The sequence below is a fragment of the Lysinibacillus sp. SGAir0095 genome, assembly GCF_005491425.1.
Classification (GTDB): Bacteria; Bacillota; Bacilli; order Bacillales_A; family Planococcaceae; genus Ureibacillus.
In genome coordinates this window covers 3,729,001-3,745,096 of record NZ_CP028083.1, presented here as the reverse complement: position 1 = coordinate 3,745,096, position 16,096 = coordinate 3,729,001, and the positions used below count along the sequence as shown (strand labels likewise).

Below are 16,096 nucleotides of genomic sequence, written 5' to 3'. Positions count from 1 at the left end.
ATGGAAGAAAAGAAAATGCTACAAATGATTGCAACTGATGCATTGGTTAAACCGCATCAAGTTGAAGCAGTTATAAAATTATTAGAAGATGGAAATACAGTTCCCTTTATTGCGCGTTACCGTAAAGAAGCAACCGGTTCGTTAGATGAGGTACAAATAAAAACGATTGAAGATCGATATCACTACATACAGCAATTAGAACAACGTAAAGAAGAGGTTATTCGTCTAATCGATGAACAAGGAAAACTAACAGAGGAATTGCAAGTATCAATTCAAGCGGCTACAGTCTTACAGCGTGTAGAAGATTTATATAGACCGTATAAGCAAAAACGACGTACGAAAGCGACGATTGCAAAAGAAAAAGGGTTAGAACCACTAGCCGATGAATTAATGAAATTTGCAAAAGAAGACATTGAAAAAGTTGCTCTTTCATTCCTAGATACAGAAAAAAGTGTCGAGACAGTAGAAGATGCTTTAACTGGAGCAAAGGATATATTAGCTGAAAGATTTGCAGATGACGCACAAGTTCGTGATCAAATAAGAAAGCTTTCCTGGAGGGAAGGGAAAGTTGCTGCTTCTGTGAAAGATGCCGAGAAAGATGAGAAAAAAGTCTTTGAAATGTACTACGAGTATGAAGAACCTGTAAAGTATATTGTGCCTCATAGAACGTTGGCCCTTAATCGAGGTGAGAAAGAAGATATTCTGAAAGTATCTATTCATGTTCCTTTGGACAGAGTACTTCAAATTATGGAAAAGGCTTGGGTTCCCTATAATTCTTCTTCATCTGCCGTTTCACAAGTAAGGGAAGCGATTGAAGATGGGTACAAGCGATTAATTCAACCTTCTATCGAACGTGAATTGCGTAGTGAATTAACAGAAAAAGCAGAAGAACAGGCAATTCATATCTTCGCAGAAAATTTGAAAAGCCTTTTATTACAGCCACCAATGCGAGGGAAAATGGTTTTAGGTGTCGATCCAGCTTATCGAACAGGTTGTAAATTAGCAGTGGTAGACGAGACAGGTAAAATGCTGGAAGTAACAGCAATTTACCCACATCCCCCTAAACCAGATGTAGCGAAATCGAAAGCTGTCATGAAAGCTTTATTAGGCAAATATCCAATTTCAATTGTTGCAATCGGAAACGGAACAGCTTCTCGAGAAACGGAGCAGTTTGTTGCTGACGTGCTAAAAGAAGTTGAGCAGGATATTGCTTATGTAATCGTAAATGAAGCTGGAGCATCCGTTTATTCAGCTTCCGAAGTTGCTCGTAACGAGTTCCCAGACTTGCAAGTAGAGCAAAGAAGTGCGGTTTCAATCGCTCGACGGTTACAAGATCCGTTATCAGAACTTGTTAAAATAGAGCCAAAAGCAGTTGGGGTTGGCCAATACCAACATGACGTATCACAAAAGAAATTAGCAGAGTCATTAACATTTATAGTAGAAACAGCAGTTAACCAGGTAGGGGTGGACGTAAATACTGCATCAGCCTCTCTTCTTCAATATGTATCTGGTCTATCGAAAACTGTAGCGGAAAATATCGTAAATGCTCGTAGTGATAGTGGGAAGTTCTCATCACGAGCACAACTAAAGAAAATCCCTCGTTTAGGTGCTAAAACATATGAACAAGCAATTGGTTTCTTGCGAATAGCGGAAGCAAAGAATCCACTTGATGCAACCGGAATTCATCCGGAAAGCTACAAATTAGCTGAGGAAATATTGGCAAATGTAGGTTTATCCAAGAAGGATGTCGGTTCCAGAAAATGTGAGGAAGCCCTTACTGTGATGGATGTTAAAGCTTTAAGTGACCAGCTTATTGTCGGTGAAGTAACGGTGAAGGATATTGTCGATACATTAATGAAGCCAACACGAGATCCACGAGACGCTTTCCCACAACCATTATTAAAAACAGATGTATTAAAGATGGAAGATTTACAGGTAGGGATGGAACTACAAGGAACAGTCCGGAATGTAGTCGATTTTGGTGCATTTGTGGATATAGGGGTAAAACAAGACGGATTAGTCCATATTTCGAAACTACAAAAACGTCGTATCAAACATCCTTTGGAGGTTGTCTCCTTAGGGGATATTGTAACGGTATGGGTTGACAAAGTAGAAGTAAACAAAGGTCGTATAGCTTTGACTATGATAGCCCCTGAGAAACAGGTCGAATTAATTCAATAATAATCAATAAATCGAACGAACACTTTGGTGACTATTAACCAAAGTGTTTGTTGTATGTATTACACTTATTATTCTTTGGATGATAGGATAGATTATTGCTTGGAGGAGATACAGGTGACGGATCAAGATCTTCAATTGTTAGTAGAGGAATTATCTTTAAAGCATTTTGCTGTACCATTTTTACATCAAGCTTATTTTAATAGTAGATTACGGACAACTGGAGGGCGTTACCTACTAAAGAGCCATAATATCGAATTCAATAAAAAATTCTATGAAATTTTTGGTTTAGAAGAATTGCGTGGAATTATCCTTCATGAACTGTGCCATTATCATCTTCATATAAGAGGTAGGGGCTATAAACATCGCGATGCAGATTTTCGAGCGTTGCTAAAAAAAGTAGGGGCACCTCGATTTTGTTCTACAATCGAAGAAAACAAGAAACAGACGAGTACTAAAACATACATATATGAATGTGTTGATTGTAAACAGAGTTATCCCCGTAAGAGAAGAATGAACGTGAACAAATATCGATGTGGTAAATGTCGAGGTCGGTTAATAGAAAGAAAAGCAGATTAATGTTTTTATATGTAGTAAGTATAGAATAGAAAAGATAGCTTGGAACTTGTTGTTGAGAAGCAAATTTAAATGTATGTTTTTTTGTGAAAGTGCACATTATATTAGAGCTGTTTCATTTTAAATAGTTTTTGAAGCCTTGATACATAAGGGTTTTCGTCTGATATCGAAGAGATGAAAAAAACTTTTAGTAAAAGTATTGACTTTATAGAAGAGTGTCTCTATAATAATAAAAGTCGACAAGATAAGTCGCAACAAATTATTCCGAAGTAGCTCAGTGGTAGAGCAACCGGCTGTTAACCGGTTGGTCGTAGGTTCGAGTCCTACCTTCGGAGCCATGGCCCGTTGGTCAAGTGGTTAAGACACCGCCCTTTCACGGCGGTAACACGGGTTCGAATCCCGTACGGGTCACCACTTATTATTTAATATAGGTACAAAAGCAATTTGGTCCCGTGGTGTAGCGGTTAACATGCCTGCCTGTCACGCAGGAGATCGCCGGTTCGATCCCGGTCGGGACCGCCATTGTTGGGGTATAGCCAAGCGGTAAGGCAACGGATTTTGATTCCGTCATGCCCAGGTTCGAATCCTGGTACCCCAGCCATTTGTACGAGCCATTAGCTCAGTGGTAGAGCATCTGACTTTTAATCAGAGGGTCGAAGGTTCAAGTCCTTCATGGCTCACCAGTTTTTATTCTTGACAATGTTTGAGAATGGTGTATAATTAGTGGAGTCTTCATTTAAACGCGGTCGTGGCGGAATGGCAGACGCGCTAGGTTGAGGGCCTAGTGGGGGCAACCCCGTGGAGGTTCAAGTCCTCTCGGCCGCACCAAGTAGCACATTTCAAATACGCGCCCGTAGCTCAATTGGATAGAGCGTCTGACTACGGATCAGAAGGTTGTGGGTTCGACTCCTGCCGGGCGCGCCATATTAATTTAATACGCGGGTGTAGTTTAATGGTAAAACCTCAGCCTTCCAAGCTGATGTCGTGAGTTCGATTCTCATCACCCGCTCCAAATTTATGAACCTTGAAAACTGAACAACAAAACGTTAATGAACATAGTTTCTTCTATATAATTTAGGGAAACGAAATTTTGGACATCAAAATTGATGCCAGCAAAATTTGAGCTAATCAAATTTTCTCTTTTATGGAGAGTTTGATCCTGGCTCAGGACGAACGCTGGCGGCGTGCCTAATACATGCAAGTCGAGCGGACTTGATGGGAGCTTGCTCCTGTCAAGTTAGCGGCGGACGGGTGAGTAACACGTGGGCAACCTGCCCTATAGTTGGGGATAACTCCGGGAAACCGGGGCTAATACCGAATAATACATTTCATCTCCTGTTGAAATGTTGAAAGATGGTTTACGCTATCGCTATAGGATGGGCCCGCGGCGCATTAGCTAGTTGGTGAGGTAACGGCTCACCAAGGCGACGATGCGTAGCCGACCTGAGAGGGTGATCGGCCACACTGGGACTGAGACACGGCCCAGACTCCTACGGGAGGCAGCAGTAGGGAATCTTCCACAATGGGCGAAAGCCTGATGGAGCAACGCCGCGTGAGTGAAGAAGGTTTTCGGATCGTAAAACTCTGTTGTAAGGGAAGAACAAGTACAGTAGTAACTGGCTGTACCTTGACGGTACCTTATTAGAAAGCCACGGCTAACTACGTGCCAGCAGCCGCGGTAATACGTAGGTGGCAAGCGTTGTCCGGAATTATTGGGCGTAAAGCGCGCGCAGGTGGTCCTTTAAGTCTGATGTGAAAGCCCACGGCTCAACCGTGGAGGGTCATTGGAAACTGGGGGACTTGAGTGCAGAAGAGGAAAGTGGAATTCCAAGTGTAGCGGTGAAATGCGTAGAGATTTGGAGGAACACCAGTGGCGAAGGCGACTTTCTGGTCTGTAACTGACACTGAGGCGCGAAAGCGTGGGGAGCAAACAGGATTAGATACCCTGGTAGTCCACGCCGTAAACGATGAGTGCTAAGTGTTAGGGGGTTTCCGCCCCTTAGTGCTGCAGCTAACGCATTAAGCACTCCGCCTGGGGAGTACGGTCGCAAGACTGAAACTCAAAGGAATTGACGGGGGCCCGCACAAGCGGTGGAGCATGTGGTTTAATTCGAAGCAACGCGAAGAACCTTACCAGGTCTTGACATCCCATTGACCGCTATGGAGACATAGCTTTCCCTTCGGGGACAGTGGTGACAGGTGGTGCATGGTTGTCGTCAGCTCGTGTCGTGAGATGTTGGGTTAAGTCCCGCAACGAGCGCAACCCTTGTTCTTAGTTGCCATCATTTAGTTGGGCACTCTAAGGAGACTGCCGGTGACAAACCGGAGGAAGGTGGGGATGACGTCAAATCATCATGCCCCTTATGACCTGGGCTACACACGTGCTACAATGGACGGTACAAACGGTTGCCAACCCGCGAGGGGGAGCTAATCCGATAAAACCGTTCTCAGTTCGGATTGTAGGCTGCAACTCGCCTACATGAAGCCGGAATCGCTAGTAATCGCGGATCAGCATGCCGCGGTGAATACGTTCCCGGGCCTTGTACACACCGCCCGTCACACCACGAGAGTTTGTAACACCCGAAGCCGGTGGGGTAACCCTTTTGGGAGCCAGCCGTCGAAGGTGGGACAGATGATTGGGGTGAAGTCGTAACAAGGTAGCCGTATCGGAAGGTGCGGCTGGATCACCTCCTTTCTAAGGATATTTAACGGAATGGTTGACCTTTTGGTCAAACCAACATTAACGTTTTGTGTTCAGTTTTGAAGGTTCAGCAATGAATTTTCAAATTGTGCTCCTGCCGCGAAGAAAAGCTAGGAAGTAATTCAAAGCTTTCGTCGCAAATCTGCACGGAGTATTTCACTGATGTTTAGTCACGATGTGATTGAAGTCAGCTGATTTGTTCTTTGAAAACTGGATAAAACGACATTGAAAGCAACAAAATTCAAGTAATTTATCGTAAAGTTCTTAAGTCTTTTCTTTTTATAAGAAAAGCAGTAACTATAAACTGAGGGTTTCAAGACACGAGTTAGACAAGGAAACAAGCGAGTGAACACCGCAGTGTACTTAGGTACATGAGGATGTGAGTGAGTGCAGTTGACGCTGGATAACGATGTGTATTGGAAGCCGAATTAGGTTAAGTTATTAAGGGCGCACGGTGGATGCCTTGGCACTAGGAGCCGAAGAAGGACGGCACTAACACCGATATGCTTCGGGGAGCTGTAAGTAAGCTTTGATCCGGAGATTTCCGAATGGGGGAACCCACTGTTCGTAATGGAACAGTATCTTGACGTGAATACATAGCGTCTTGAAGGCAGACCCAGGGAACTGAAACATCTAAGTACCTGGAGGAAGAGAAAGAAATTATTCGATTCCCTGAGTAGCGGCGAGCGAAACGGGAAGAGCCCAAACCAAGAGGCTTGCCTCTTGGGGTTGTAGGACACTCTATATGGAGTTACAAAGGAATGAATTAGGCGAAGCGATCTGGAAAGGTCTGCCATAGCGGGTAAAAGCCCCGTAGTCGAAAGTTCATTCTCTCTTGAGTGTATCCTGAGTACGGCGGAACACGTGAAATTCCGTCGGAATCCGGGAGGACCATCTCCCAAGGCTAAATACTACCTAGTGACCGATAGTGAACCAGTACCGTGAGGGAAAGGTGAAAAGCACCCCGGAAGGGGAGTGAAATAGAACCTGAAACCGTGTGCCTACAAGTAGTTAGAGCCCGTTAATGGGTGATAGCGTGCCTTTTGTAGAATGAACCGGCGAGTTACGATTACGTGCAAGGTTAAGCTGAGAAGGCGGAGCCGTAGCGAAAGCGAGTCTGAATAGGGCGAATTAGTACGTGGTCGTAGACCCGAAACCAGGTGATCTACCCATGTCCAGGGTGAAGGTGAGGTAACACTCACTGGAGGCCCGAACCCACGCACGTTGAAAAGTGCGGGGATGAGGTGTGGGTAGCGGAGAAATTCCAATCGAACTTGGAGATAGCTGGTTCTCTCCGAAATAGCTTTAGGGCTAGCCTCGTGATAGAGAATACTGGAGGTAGAGCACTGTTTGGACTAGGGGGGCATCTCGCTTTACCGAATTCAGACAAACTCCGAATGCCAGATATTTATACACGGGAGTCAGACTGCGAGTGATAAGATCCGTAGTCAAAAGGGAAACAGCCCAGACCACCAGCTAAGGTCCCAAAGTAATCGTTAAGTGGAAAAGGATGTGGCGTTGCTTAGACAACCAGGATGTTGGCTTAGAAGCAGCCATCATTTAAAGAGTGCGTAATAGCTCACTGGTCGAGTGACGCTGCGCCGAAAATGTATCGGGGCTAAACGATTCACCGAAGCTGTGGATGGACATCTAAGATGTCCGTGGTAGGAGAGCGTTCTAAGTGCGTTGAAGTCAGACCGGAAGGACTGGTGGAGCGCTTAGAAGTGAGAATGCCGGTATGAGTAGCGAAAGATGGGTGAGAATCCCATCCACCGTATGACTAAGGTTTCCTGAGGAAGGCTCGTCCGCTCAGGGTTAGTCGGGACCTAAGTCGAGGCCGATAGGCGTAGACGATGGACAACAGGTTGATATTCCTGTACCACCTCCCCGCCGTTTGAGTAATGGGGGGACGCAGTAGGATAAGATAAGCGTACCGTTGGTTGAGTACGCCCAAGCAGTAAGGCGTGGAAGTAGGCAAATCCGCTTCCTGTAACGTTGAGCTGTGATGGGGAGCTCTTTAGAGCGAAGTATCTGATTTCACGCTGCCAAGAAAAGCCTCTAGCGAGGCGGGAGGTGCCCGTACCGCAAACCGACACAGGTAGTCGAGGAGAGAATCCTAAGGTGTGCGAGAGAACTCTCGTTAAGGAACTCGGCAAAATGACCCCGTAACTTCGGGAGAAGGGGTGCTCTCAGCAATGAGAGCCGCAGTGAATAGGCCCAGGCGACTGTTTAGCAAAAACACAGGTCTCTGCAAAACCGTAAGGTGACGTATAGGGGCTGACGCCTGCCCGGTGCTGGAAGGTTAAGAGGAGGGGTTAGCGCAAGCGAAGCTCTGAATTGAAGCCCCAGTAAACGGCGGCCGTAACTATAACGGTCCTAAGGTAGCGAAATTCCTTGTCGGGTAAGTTCCGACCCGCACGAAAGGCGTAACGATCTGGGCACTGTCTCAACGAGAGACTCGGTGAAATTATAGTACCTGTGAAGATGCAGGTTACCCGCGACAGGACGGAAAGACCCCGTGGAGCTTTACTGTAGCCTGATATTGAATTTTGGTACAACTTGTACAGGATAGGTAGGAGCCAGAGAACTCGGAGCGCCAGCTTCGAGGGAGGCGTCGGTGGGATACTACCCTGGTTGTATTGAAATTCTAACCCATACCCGTAAGCCGGGTAGGAGACAGTGTCAGGTGGACAGTTTGACTGGGGCGGTCGCCTCCTAAAAGGTAACGGAGGCGCCCAAAGGTTCCCTCAGAATGGTTGGAAATCATTCGTAGAGTGTAAAGGCACAAGGGAGCTTGACTGCGAGACCTACAAGTCGAGCAGGGTCGAAAGACGGGCTTAGTGATCCGGTGGTTCCGCATGGAAGGGCCATCGCTCAACGGATAAAAGCTACCCCGGGGATAACAGGCTTATCTCCCCCAAGAGTCCACATCGACGGGGAGGTTTGGCACCTCGATGTCGGCTCATCGCATCCTGGGGCTGTAGTCGGTCCCAAGGGTTGGGCTGTTCGCCCATTAAAGCGGTACGCGAGCTGGGTTCAGAACGTCGTGAGACAGTTCGGTCCCTATCCGTCGTGGGCGTAGGAAATTTGAGAGGAGCTGTCCTTAGTACGAGAGGACCGGGATGGACATACCGCTGGTGTACCAGTTGTCTTGCCAAAGGCATCGCTGGGTAGCTATGTGTGGACGGGATAAGTGCTGAAAGCATCTAAGCATGAAGCCCCCCTCAAGATGAGATTTCCCATTACGCAAGTAAGTAAGATCCCTCAAAGACGATGAGGTAGATAGGTTCGAGGTGGAAGTGTGGTGACACATGGAGCTGACGAATACTAATCGATCGAGGACTTAACCAAATCTTGAATGCAGTCAATGTCTTTATCCAGTTTTGAGAGAACAAAGTTCTTTCAACTAAATAAGTCTAGTGATGATGGCAAAGAGGTCACACCCGTTCCCATACCGAACACGGAAGTTAAGCTCTTTAGCGCCGATGGTAGTTGGGGGCTTCCCCCTGTGAGAGTAGGACGTCGCTAGGCAAATGAAACCACTGAGGATTCAGTGGTTTTTTTATTGCAAAAAACCCCAACTATAGAAATCGAATGTTAAGCGCAGTTAAGAAAAAGATATCAGAAAGATCTCAATAAGAGCTGTAGCTGTAACGTGACAAAACGGAGATAACCAATACAAGGGGTAGCGTGACAAAATAAAGATAAATCACTAATAAAACCGGTATTACAAACTGCTAGAGTTCTTCAAGCCTTCGCCACGAAGACAAAGTGAAGGTAAGAGAAAATCATTTATAATAAAATGACTGCGATATTCTTTTTCAATTATGAAGAGGTAAAATTTAAAATAATATTGTAAAAATAACTAAAAAATGATATCTTTATTGAAGAATGGAAATTGGTCCCGTGGTGTAGCGGTTAACATGCCTGCCTGTCACGCAGGAGATCGCCGGTTCGATCCCGGTCGGGACCGCCATCATATTGTATTTACGCTCATGTAAAGCATCGCTTTATGTGAGCTTTTTCTATTTATTTAACTTTCAAAACTAAAAATCTACTTTTTTCAGTAAAGTCACATGATGTCACTGTCACAAAAATATAGTGGTAGTAAGTCATTTTTTGAGGTGATTTTATTGAATAAAACAAGATTAAGACGAAATATATTGGCCTTGTTATTTATCGTTATCGCTGGAATAATTGTGCTTCTTTCACAATGGTATCATACAGTGAATAAATATCATGAGGTTGAAGGAATGAATTCATTCCGTTGGCAACAATATATGAATGAAGAGGAATACGAAAAAGTAAAAAATGGAATGTCCTATTTCGAAGTAGTGAAGGTCGCAAAGGGAGAAGGAAAGCAAGTTGAAGATGGAATATATGTTTGGGATGATGAAACACTTATGACTCAAAGCTACGAAATTCATTTTCAGAATGGAAATGTAATAGAGAAAAAAGTAGTTGAAAAGTCGGGCTATTCAACCCGATAAAAATCACCAAAATGGAGTAACGATGAAATAACAAAATCGAAATCAGCATCGCACTAATAATTTCAATCTTCATTGATACATATTAAAATAATGTGCTTTCTTTTGGAGTTATAAGTTTAGACTTTGAACATTTATCTATGTTTAGGTAAACTTAGGGTAATGTGAATGTGAGAGGATAGTTTAAAATGATTTATGAAAAAGAAGTTGCATCCTTAGAAGAAACACAAAGCCTTGCACAAAGCTTGGCACTCCTTTTGGAGGCTCAGGATACGATTACGCTTGAAGGCGATTTGGGAGCGGGAAAAACAACATTTACACAAGCGCTTGCAAAGGGTTTAGGAATTACAAGAATTGTAAATAGTCCAACCTTCACAATAATGAAGCAATATGAGGGTAGATTACCTTTTAATCATTTAGATGTTTATCGTTTAGCGGATAGTGATGAGGATCTTGGATGGGAAGAAATCTTTTATGGCGATGCAGTGAGTGTAGTGGAATGGGCACATTTAATAGAAGAGTATTTACCTGATGAACGATTAGCAATAGAAATTAATCGAATTGATAATGATAAAAGAAAATTTGTATTAAAACCAATCGGTAGTCGATATGAACGATTGTGTGAGGAGTTATTAAAATGATTTGGTTAGGAATTGAAACATCCAATTCACCTCTATCCATCGCCATTGTAAAGGATGGACAAGTTGTAGAGGAAATTGTACAAAATGAAAAACTTACGCATTCTGTTACAGTGATGCCCACAATAGAAGAGCTTTTCAGAAAAGCAGAATTAAAACCAGCTGATATTGATGCTATTGCAGTCTCAGAAGGTCCGGGTTCCTATACGGGTCTGAGAATTGGTGTGACGATTGCAAAAACATTGGCTTGGACGTTAAAAAAACCTTTAGTAGGAGTATCGAGCTTACAAGTATTAGCAGCTAATGGGGGAAACTTTAATGGCGTTATCTGTTCATTGTTCGATGCAAGAAGACAGAATGTATATGCTGCAGTGTATCAGGCTACCACATTACAACCAGTCATTAAAGAACACCACAATTCCATAGAGAGCTTATTAGAACAGTTACAACAATTGAATGAGCCAGTTTTGTTCGTTGGATTAGATGTGGACAACTTCAAGGAAAAGATTATGGAGCAATTAGGTGATCAGGCGAGCTTTGTATCTTCATCGCAAGCCTTACCAAAAGGATCTAAGCTAATTGAATTGGCACAAAAGCAACCACTGCCAATAGTAGAAGAAGTTCACAGCTTTGTTCCGCAATATCATCGAATTTCAGAGGCAGAAGCAAATTGGATCAAGGATCAGAAAAAGGGGCAGTAAGAAATGGTACTTTATCGTAAAATGACCCCAAAGGATGTAGAGGTTGTTCATGAAATTGAGTTAGCATCCTTTCCAACCCCTTGGACATTGGATTCGTTTCATTATGAAATGAGAGAAAATAATTTTGCTTACTATGTTGTGGCAGAAAATCATGATGGTAAGATTATTGGATTTTGTGGAATGTGGCTGGTTATTGATACAGCACAAATTACAAATGTAGCTGTAGTCGAAGCGGCACGTGGTCTTGGTATTGGTGAGGGACTGATGCGTGAAGCCATGCGTATAGCAAAAGAACGTAATGTAGATGTTATGAGTCTTGAGGTTCGATTGTCGAACTTTGTTGCACAGAATCTTTACAGAAAACTCGGGTTCCAGGATGGTGGAGTTCGTAAGGGATACTATACAGATAATCAAGAAGATGCTCTAGTAATGTGGGTGAATTTAAATGAATGATCAATATATATTAGCAATCGAGACAAGCTGTGATGAAACAGCAGCTGCTATCATTAGAAATGGTACGGAGATTGTTTCTAACGTCGTAGCTTCACAAATCGAAAGTCAAAAACGCTTTGGTGGTGTAGTTCCAGAAGTAGCATCAAGACACCATGTCGAACAAATTACAGTAGTAATAGAAGAAACTTTAGAAAACGCAAACATGCAGCCGTCAGATTTAACTGCAGTAGCTGTAACAGAAGGACCTGGATTAGTAGGAGCACTATTAATAGGCATTAATGCTGCAAAAGCTTTTGCATTTGCTCATTGCTTACCGCTCATCCCGGTGCATCATATAGCAGGTCATATTTATGCAAATGCATTAGTTGAGCCGATGCAGTTTCCTCTATTAGCCTTAGTGGTATCAGGAGGTCATACGGAACTGGTACTAATGAAGGAGCATGGGAGCTTTGAAGTGATAGGGGAAACCCGAGACGATGCGGCAGGAGAGGCCTATGACAAAGTGGCACGTGTTCTAAATATGCCTTATCCAGGTGGACCACATATTGACAGGCTGGCACATGAGGCAGAAGAGGGAATTGATTTTCCTCGTGCTTGGCTAGACGAGAACTCATACGACTTCAGCTTTAGTGGATTAAAATCAGCCGTTATTAATTATAAGCATAATATGGATCAACGTGGAGAAGTAATCAATCCACAAAAAGTTGCAAAAGGCTTCCAGGACAGTGTAGTAGAAGTATTAACAACAAAAACATTACGTGCTGCACGTGAATTCAAAGTAAAGCAAGTGATTGCCGCTGGTGGTGTATCTGCGAACAAAGGGTTAAGAACAAGCTTAGAAATAGCCTTTAGAGCTGAGAACATACCGTTTATTGTCCCTCCTTTAAAGCTATGTACGGATAACGCAGCCATGATTGGTGCAGCTGCATCTTATATGTATGAGGCAGGAGTTCGAGGCGACCTCGCTATGAATGGGATTCCAGGTAAGGAATTAAAAAGTTGGATATAAAAGAAGTTTGCTGTTTCAAAGTAATTTGAAGCAGCTTTTATTTTTTTAATAAAATAAACCATTCTAATTTATGTCGACTTTTTCCTAAGTTATTGAGTTATTCACTTTTTGTATAATTTTTCAGAAAACTTATCCACAGACTAACAATATTTTTTTAAAATTGTCAAGGCGAACATTCGTACTTATGCACAAATTGTGGATAAGTTGGGGATAAGGTGTGGTAAAACTATATATAGTGTCATTTTTTACACAATGAATTGTGGATTAATAAAAATAAAACTGTGGATAATGTGGAAAAGTGTGTTGATATGTTGATATTACTAAATTTATGGTGTGTATAAATTTGTGGAGATTTTTTATCGAAATTTGTCTATTGACCAAGATATATGTAAATTATTGAGGGATAATAAAAATACCATGTACATATGCACATGGTATTCAGTCAGTTTCTATTAGGAGGATATAATATTCTCAAGCTCATCATTTAACTCGAGCCATTGTAATTCAAGTTCCTCGTGCGCTGATTTTATAGAATCAAGTTCAGATTGGTACTTCATCACTTGTTCATGATCCTTAAAGATATCTGGTTCACAAAGCTTAGCTTCAATGCTTGCAATTTGTTCACTTACTTCAACCATATTCTTTTCAATTTCTTCAATCGTACGACGGATCTGTCGTTCACGCTTTTTTGCATCCTTATCAATTTGGGAAGTAGAAGCTTTAGACGTCGGTGTCGAGTCTGTTACTTTTATGGATGTCTTATTTGCAGCAGCTTTCATTTCCGCTAATTCTTTAAGTTCTTGTTTTTTTTCAAGATAATAATCGTAGTCGCCCAAGTATTCAAAAGAACCAGTTCCCGATAATTCGACTACCTTCGTCGCGATACGATTTATAAAATAACGGTCATGGGAAACGAATAATAGGGTACCGGGATAATCAATAAGCGCATTCTCCAAAACCTCTTTACTGTCTAAGTCAAGATGGTTGGTCGGCTCATCCAATACGAGCAAATTTGCTTTTTGCATCATGAGCTTTGCTAGTGCAACCCGAGCTTTTTCTCCACCAGATAATGAACTAACTGGCTTTGAAACATCATCACCACTAAATAAAAAACGCCCCAATATCGTACGAATATCCTTTTCATTTAATAATGGCCATTCATCCCAAAGCTCTTGGAGTACGGATTTGTTACCAGTTAGTTTAGCTTGTTCTTGGTCATAATAACCAATTTGAACATTTGCGCCATATCGAATACCCCCTGATTGAATAGGCAAGTCTTTGACGATGGTTTTAAGTAGGGTGGATTTCCCAACACCGTTTGGTCCCACAAGTGCAATACGGTCTTCACGGAAGATACGCATATTTATGTTTTTGGAGATAGTTTTTTCCGTATAGCCGATTATCAGGTCATCAACCGACAGTACATCATTTCCACTTTGTCGATCAATGGTAAAGCCAAAGTTTGCTAAACGCTCATCCCCATCAGGTGAATCCATCCACTCTGTTCGTTCAAGAACCTTTCTGCGGCTTTGGGCCATTTTTGTTGTGGAAGCACGGGCAATATTTTTTTGAATAAATGCCTCTAGTTTTGCTTTTTCATCCTGCTGGCGTTCGAACATTTTTAGATCTCGTTCATAGTTTTTTGCCTTCTCATCTAAATATGCACTGTAGTTTCCAACATATTTTGTCACATGAGTTCTGGAAACCTCGTAAACAATCGACACAACCTGGTCCAAGAAGTAACGGTCATGGGAAACAATTAGGATTGCACCCTCGTACCCCTTTAGGTAATTTTCCAACCAGCTTAAAGTTTCGATATCAAGATGGTTAGTAGGCTCGTCCAAAATTAAAAGATCGGGCTTACTTAATAATAACTTTGCTAATGCTAAGCGCGTTCTTTGCCCACCGGAAAGGGATAAGATAGGTTTTTCGTAATCCTCCGGGAAAAACTGCATTCCGTGAAGCACTGAACGAGTATCTGCTTCGTATTGATAACCACCAGCATCCTTAAAATCATGCTGTAATTGATCATACTCTGCCATTATCCGTGCATAGCTTTCCGGATTTTCGTAAACAGCTGGATCAGCCATTCGTTGTTCAAGTGAACGTAATTTACTTTCCTGGCTTCGCAAGGAATCGAATATTGTCATCATTTCGTCCCAAATCGACAAGTTTGACTCTATGCCGGCATGCTGCTCTAAATAGCCAATCCTGACGTCCTTAGGAATGATAATTTCGCCTGAATCATACGACATTTGACCTGCGATAATTTTGAGTAATGTTGATTTTCCGGCTCCATTACGCCCGACTAATGCAACTCGATCTCTATGTTGAACTTCTAATTTTACGCCACTAAGTATTTCATCTGTCACAAAAGATTTATATAATTGATTTACTTGTAAAACAATCATTTTTTACACCTCAGTTCTATCTTTAGTGTAATAGATGGGGAATCCTTGCGCAATGCGGATGCTTTACTTATTTCTGCATGTTTAGTAAGATGAAAACGATTTTGATTTATATAAATAGGAACAGTGTTTAATTGATTCTGCATTTAGAAATAGCAGAGTTCCGAGGTATAAGAATTTAAATAAGGGATGTAAACTACAAAAATCACTTTAACAGATGAGGTGAAAAGTAGTTTGGGAAATAGATTGGGGGATAATGTGTGAAGCATGAATTGAAAATTCCACAAGCAACGACAAAAAGACTTCCACTCTATTATCGTTTTTTGCAAAACTTTGCCAATGAAGGAAAGAGAAGAATCTCCTCCCAAGAGTTGAGTGAGGCAATGAAAATTGATTCAGCTACAATTCGTCGGGATTTTTCTTATTTTGGTGCTCTTGGCAAAAAGGGATATGGGTATGATGTTCTTCATTTGCTTGAATTTTTTAGAGAAACGCTAGATCAAGACGAAGGAGCAAATGTTGCGTTAATCGGTGTGGGTAACTTAGGAAACGCCTTTTTAAAATACAATTTCCAAAAAAACCACAATACAAGGATTGTCGTAGCATTTGACTCAAAAGCACCACACGATGGTATGGAGGTAAATGGAATTCCTGTTTACCATCCAGATCGTTTAGAGGAAATGTACCATGAATATAATGCAGAATTGGCCATCTTAACGGTTTCGTCACGTTCTGCACAAATGATGGCAGACCGATTAGTTGCAATTGATGCGAAAGGGATATTAAACTTTACGCCAGTAAGGTTAAATGTACCAGATTCCATGAAGATGTTGAATATCGATTTATCAGTCGAACTAGAAGCGTTGATCTATTTAATACGTAATAGTGATTGACACAAAGTATTTAAATTTATCCATTAGCAAAATGCGACAAGATGCGATAAAA

General features: G+C 42.2%; 9 protein-coding genes, 9 tRNA genes and 3 rRNA genes. 20 read left to right on the top strand and 1 reads right to left on the bottom strand.

What is annotated here, in order from left to right; genetic code table 11:
• Nucleotides 1-24 precede the first annotated feature (24 nt).
• The 19 genes from C1N55_RS18375 to tsaD all read left to right on the top strand — a co-directional run bounded on the left by C1N55_RS18375 (nucleotide 25) and on the right by tsaD (nucleotide 12,743).
• Complete coding sequence (locus C1N55_RS18375; protein WP_370452628.1) at nucleotides 25-2,181, top strand: Tex family protein; 2,157 nt, start codon at nucleotides 25-27, stop codon at nucleotides 2,179-2,181.
• A gap of 114 nt (nucleotides 2,182-2,295) precedes the next feature.
• Complete coding sequence (locus C1N55_RS18370; protein WP_137730133.1) at nucleotides 2,296-2,757, top strand: SprT family protein; 462 nt, start codon at nucleotides 2,296-2,298, stop codon at nucleotides 2,755-2,757.
• Between the two features lie 260 nt (nucleotides 2,758-3,017).
• Nucleotides 3,018-3,092, top strand: a tRNA-Asn gene (locus C1N55_RS18365).
• A 1-nt stretch (nucleotide 3,093) separates the two neighbouring features.
• Nucleotides 3,094-3,168, top strand: a tRNA-Glu gene (locus C1N55_RS18360).
• Between the two features lie 32 nt (nucleotides 3,169-3,200).
• Nucleotides 3,201-3,276, top strand: a tRNA-Asp gene (locus tag C1N55_RS18355).
• Between the two features lie 4 nt (nucleotides 3,277-3,280).
• Nucleotides 3,281-3,355 (top strand) — tRNA-Gln (locus C1N55_RS18350).
• A 7-nt stretch (nucleotides 3,356-3,362) separates the two neighbouring features.
• Nucleotides 3,363-3,437: transfer RNA gene (locus C1N55_RS18345), tRNA-Lys, on the top strand.
• Between the two features lie 59 nt (nucleotides 3,438-3,496).
• Nucleotides 3,497-3,582: transfer RNA gene (locus C1N55_RS18340), tRNA-Leu, on the top strand.
• 19 nt (nucleotides 3,583-3,601) lie between these two features.
• Nucleotides 3,602-3,678, top strand: a tRNA-Arg gene (locus C1N55_RS18335).
• Between the two features lie 14 nt (nucleotides 3,679-3,692).
• A tRNA-Gly gene (locus C1N55_RS18330) sits at nucleotides 3,693-3,766 on the top strand.
• A gap of 129 nt (nucleotides 3,767-3,895) precedes the next feature.
• Nucleotides 3,896-5,449, top strand: a 16S ribosomal RNA gene (locus C1N55_RS18325).
• Nucleotides 5,450-5,886: 437 nt separating this feature from the next.
• A 23S ribosomal RNA gene (locus C1N55_RS18320) occupies nucleotides 5,887-8,806 on the top strand.
• Between the two features lie 64 nt (nucleotides 8,807-8,870).
• Nucleotides 8,871-8,986, top strand: a 5S ribosomal RNA gene (rrf, locus tag C1N55_RS18315).
• The 16S, 23S and 5S rRNA genes sit together here with 9 tRNA genes alongside, the layout of an rRNA operon.
• 369 nt (nucleotides 8,987-9,355) lie before the next feature.
• Nucleotides 9,356-9,431 (top strand) — tRNA-Asp (locus C1N55_RS18310).
• A 157-nt stretch (nucleotides 9,432-9,588) separates the two neighbouring features.
• Nucleotides 9,589-9,945, top strand: a complete 357-nt coding sequence (locus tag C1N55_RS18305) for a hypothetical protein (protein WP_168193902.1) — start codon at nucleotides 9,589-9,591, stop codon at nucleotides 9,943-9,945.
• 185 nt (nucleotides 9,946-10,130) lie between these two features.
• Entirely contained in the window at nucleotides 10,131-10,583 is a 453-nt protein-coding gene (gene tsaE, locus C1N55_RS18300) for a tRNA (adenosine(37)-N6)-threonylcarbamoyltransferase complex ATPase subunit type 1 TsaE (RefSeq protein ID WP_137730131.1), read from the top strand.
• Entirely contained in the window at nucleotides 10,580-11,281 is a 702-nt protein-coding gene (gene tsaB, locus C1N55_RS18295) for a tRNA (adenosine(37)-N6)-threonylcarbamoyltransferase complex dimerization subunit type 1 TsaB (RefSeq protein ID WP_137730130.1), read from the top strand. The genes tsaE and tsaB overlap by 4 nt, the downstream gene beginning before the upstream one ends.
• 3 nt (nucleotides 11,282-11,284) lie before the next feature.
• Nucleotides 11,285-11,734 carry a ribosomal protein S18-alanine N-acetyltransferase gene (rimI, locus tag C1N55_RS18290; protein ID WP_137730129.1) on the top strand — a complete coding sequence of 150 codons (450 nt, stop codon included), beginning with the start codon at nucleotides 11,285-11,287 and terminating at the stop codon, nucleotides 11,732-11,734.
• Nucleotides 11,727-12,743, top strand: a complete 1,017-nt coding sequence (tsaD, locus tag C1N55_RS18285; protein ID WP_137730128.1) for a tRNA (adenosine(37)-N6)-threonylcarbamoyltransferase complex transferase subunit TsaD — start codon at nucleotides 11,727-11,729, stop codon at nucleotides 12,741-12,743. Before rimI ends, tsaD begins: the two co-directional genes overlap by 8 nt.
• Before the next feature lie 452 nt (nucleotides 12,744-13,195).
• On the opposite strand, the gene C1N55_RS18280 is transcribed toward tsaD, so the two are convergent.
• Nucleotides 13,196-15,154 carry an ABC-F family ATP-binding cassette domain-containing protein gene (locus tag C1N55_RS18280; protein WP_137730127.1) on the bottom strand — a complete coding sequence of 653 codons (1,959 nt, stop codon included), beginning with the start codon at nucleotides 15,152-15,154 and terminating at the stop codon, nucleotides 13,196-13,198.
• Nucleotides 15,155-15,411: 257 nt separating this feature from the next.
• Between C1N55_RS18280 and C1N55_RS18275 the strand changes: the two genes are divergently transcribed.
• Nucleotides 15,412-16,044, top strand: a complete 633-nt coding sequence (locus C1N55_RS18275; RefSeq protein WP_137730126.1) for a redox-sensing transcriptional repressor Rex — start codon at nucleotides 15,412-15,414, stop codon at nucleotides 16,042-16,044.
• The last annotated feature ends 52 nt before the right edge of the window (nucleotides 16,045-16,096 follow it).

Excerpts from the sequence above, each read along its gene's own strand:
- C1N55_RS18375 (WP_370452628.1), top strand. The coding sequence starts at position 25 with ATGATTGCAACTGATGCATTGGTTAAACCGCATCAAGTTGAAGCAGTT.
- tsaE (WP_137730131.1), top strand. The coding sequence starts at position 10,131 with ATGATTTATGAAAAAGAAGTTGCATCCTTAGAAGAAACACAAAGCCTT.
- tsaB (WP_137730130.1), top strand. The coding sequence starts at position 10,580 with ATGATTTGGTTAGGAATTGAAACATCCAATTCACCTCTATCCATCGCC.
- rimI (WP_137730129.1), top strand. The coding sequence starts at position 11,285 with ATGGTACTTTATCGTAAAATGACCCCAAAGGATGTAGAGGTTGTTCAT.
- tsaD (WP_137730128.1), top strand. The coding sequence starts at position 11,727 with ATGAATGATCAATATATATTAGCAATCGAGACAAGCTGTGATGAAACA.
- C1N55_RS18280 (WP_137730127.1), bottom strand. The coding sequence starts at position 15,154 with ATGATTGTTTTACAAGTAAATCAATTATATAAATCTTTTGTGACAGAT.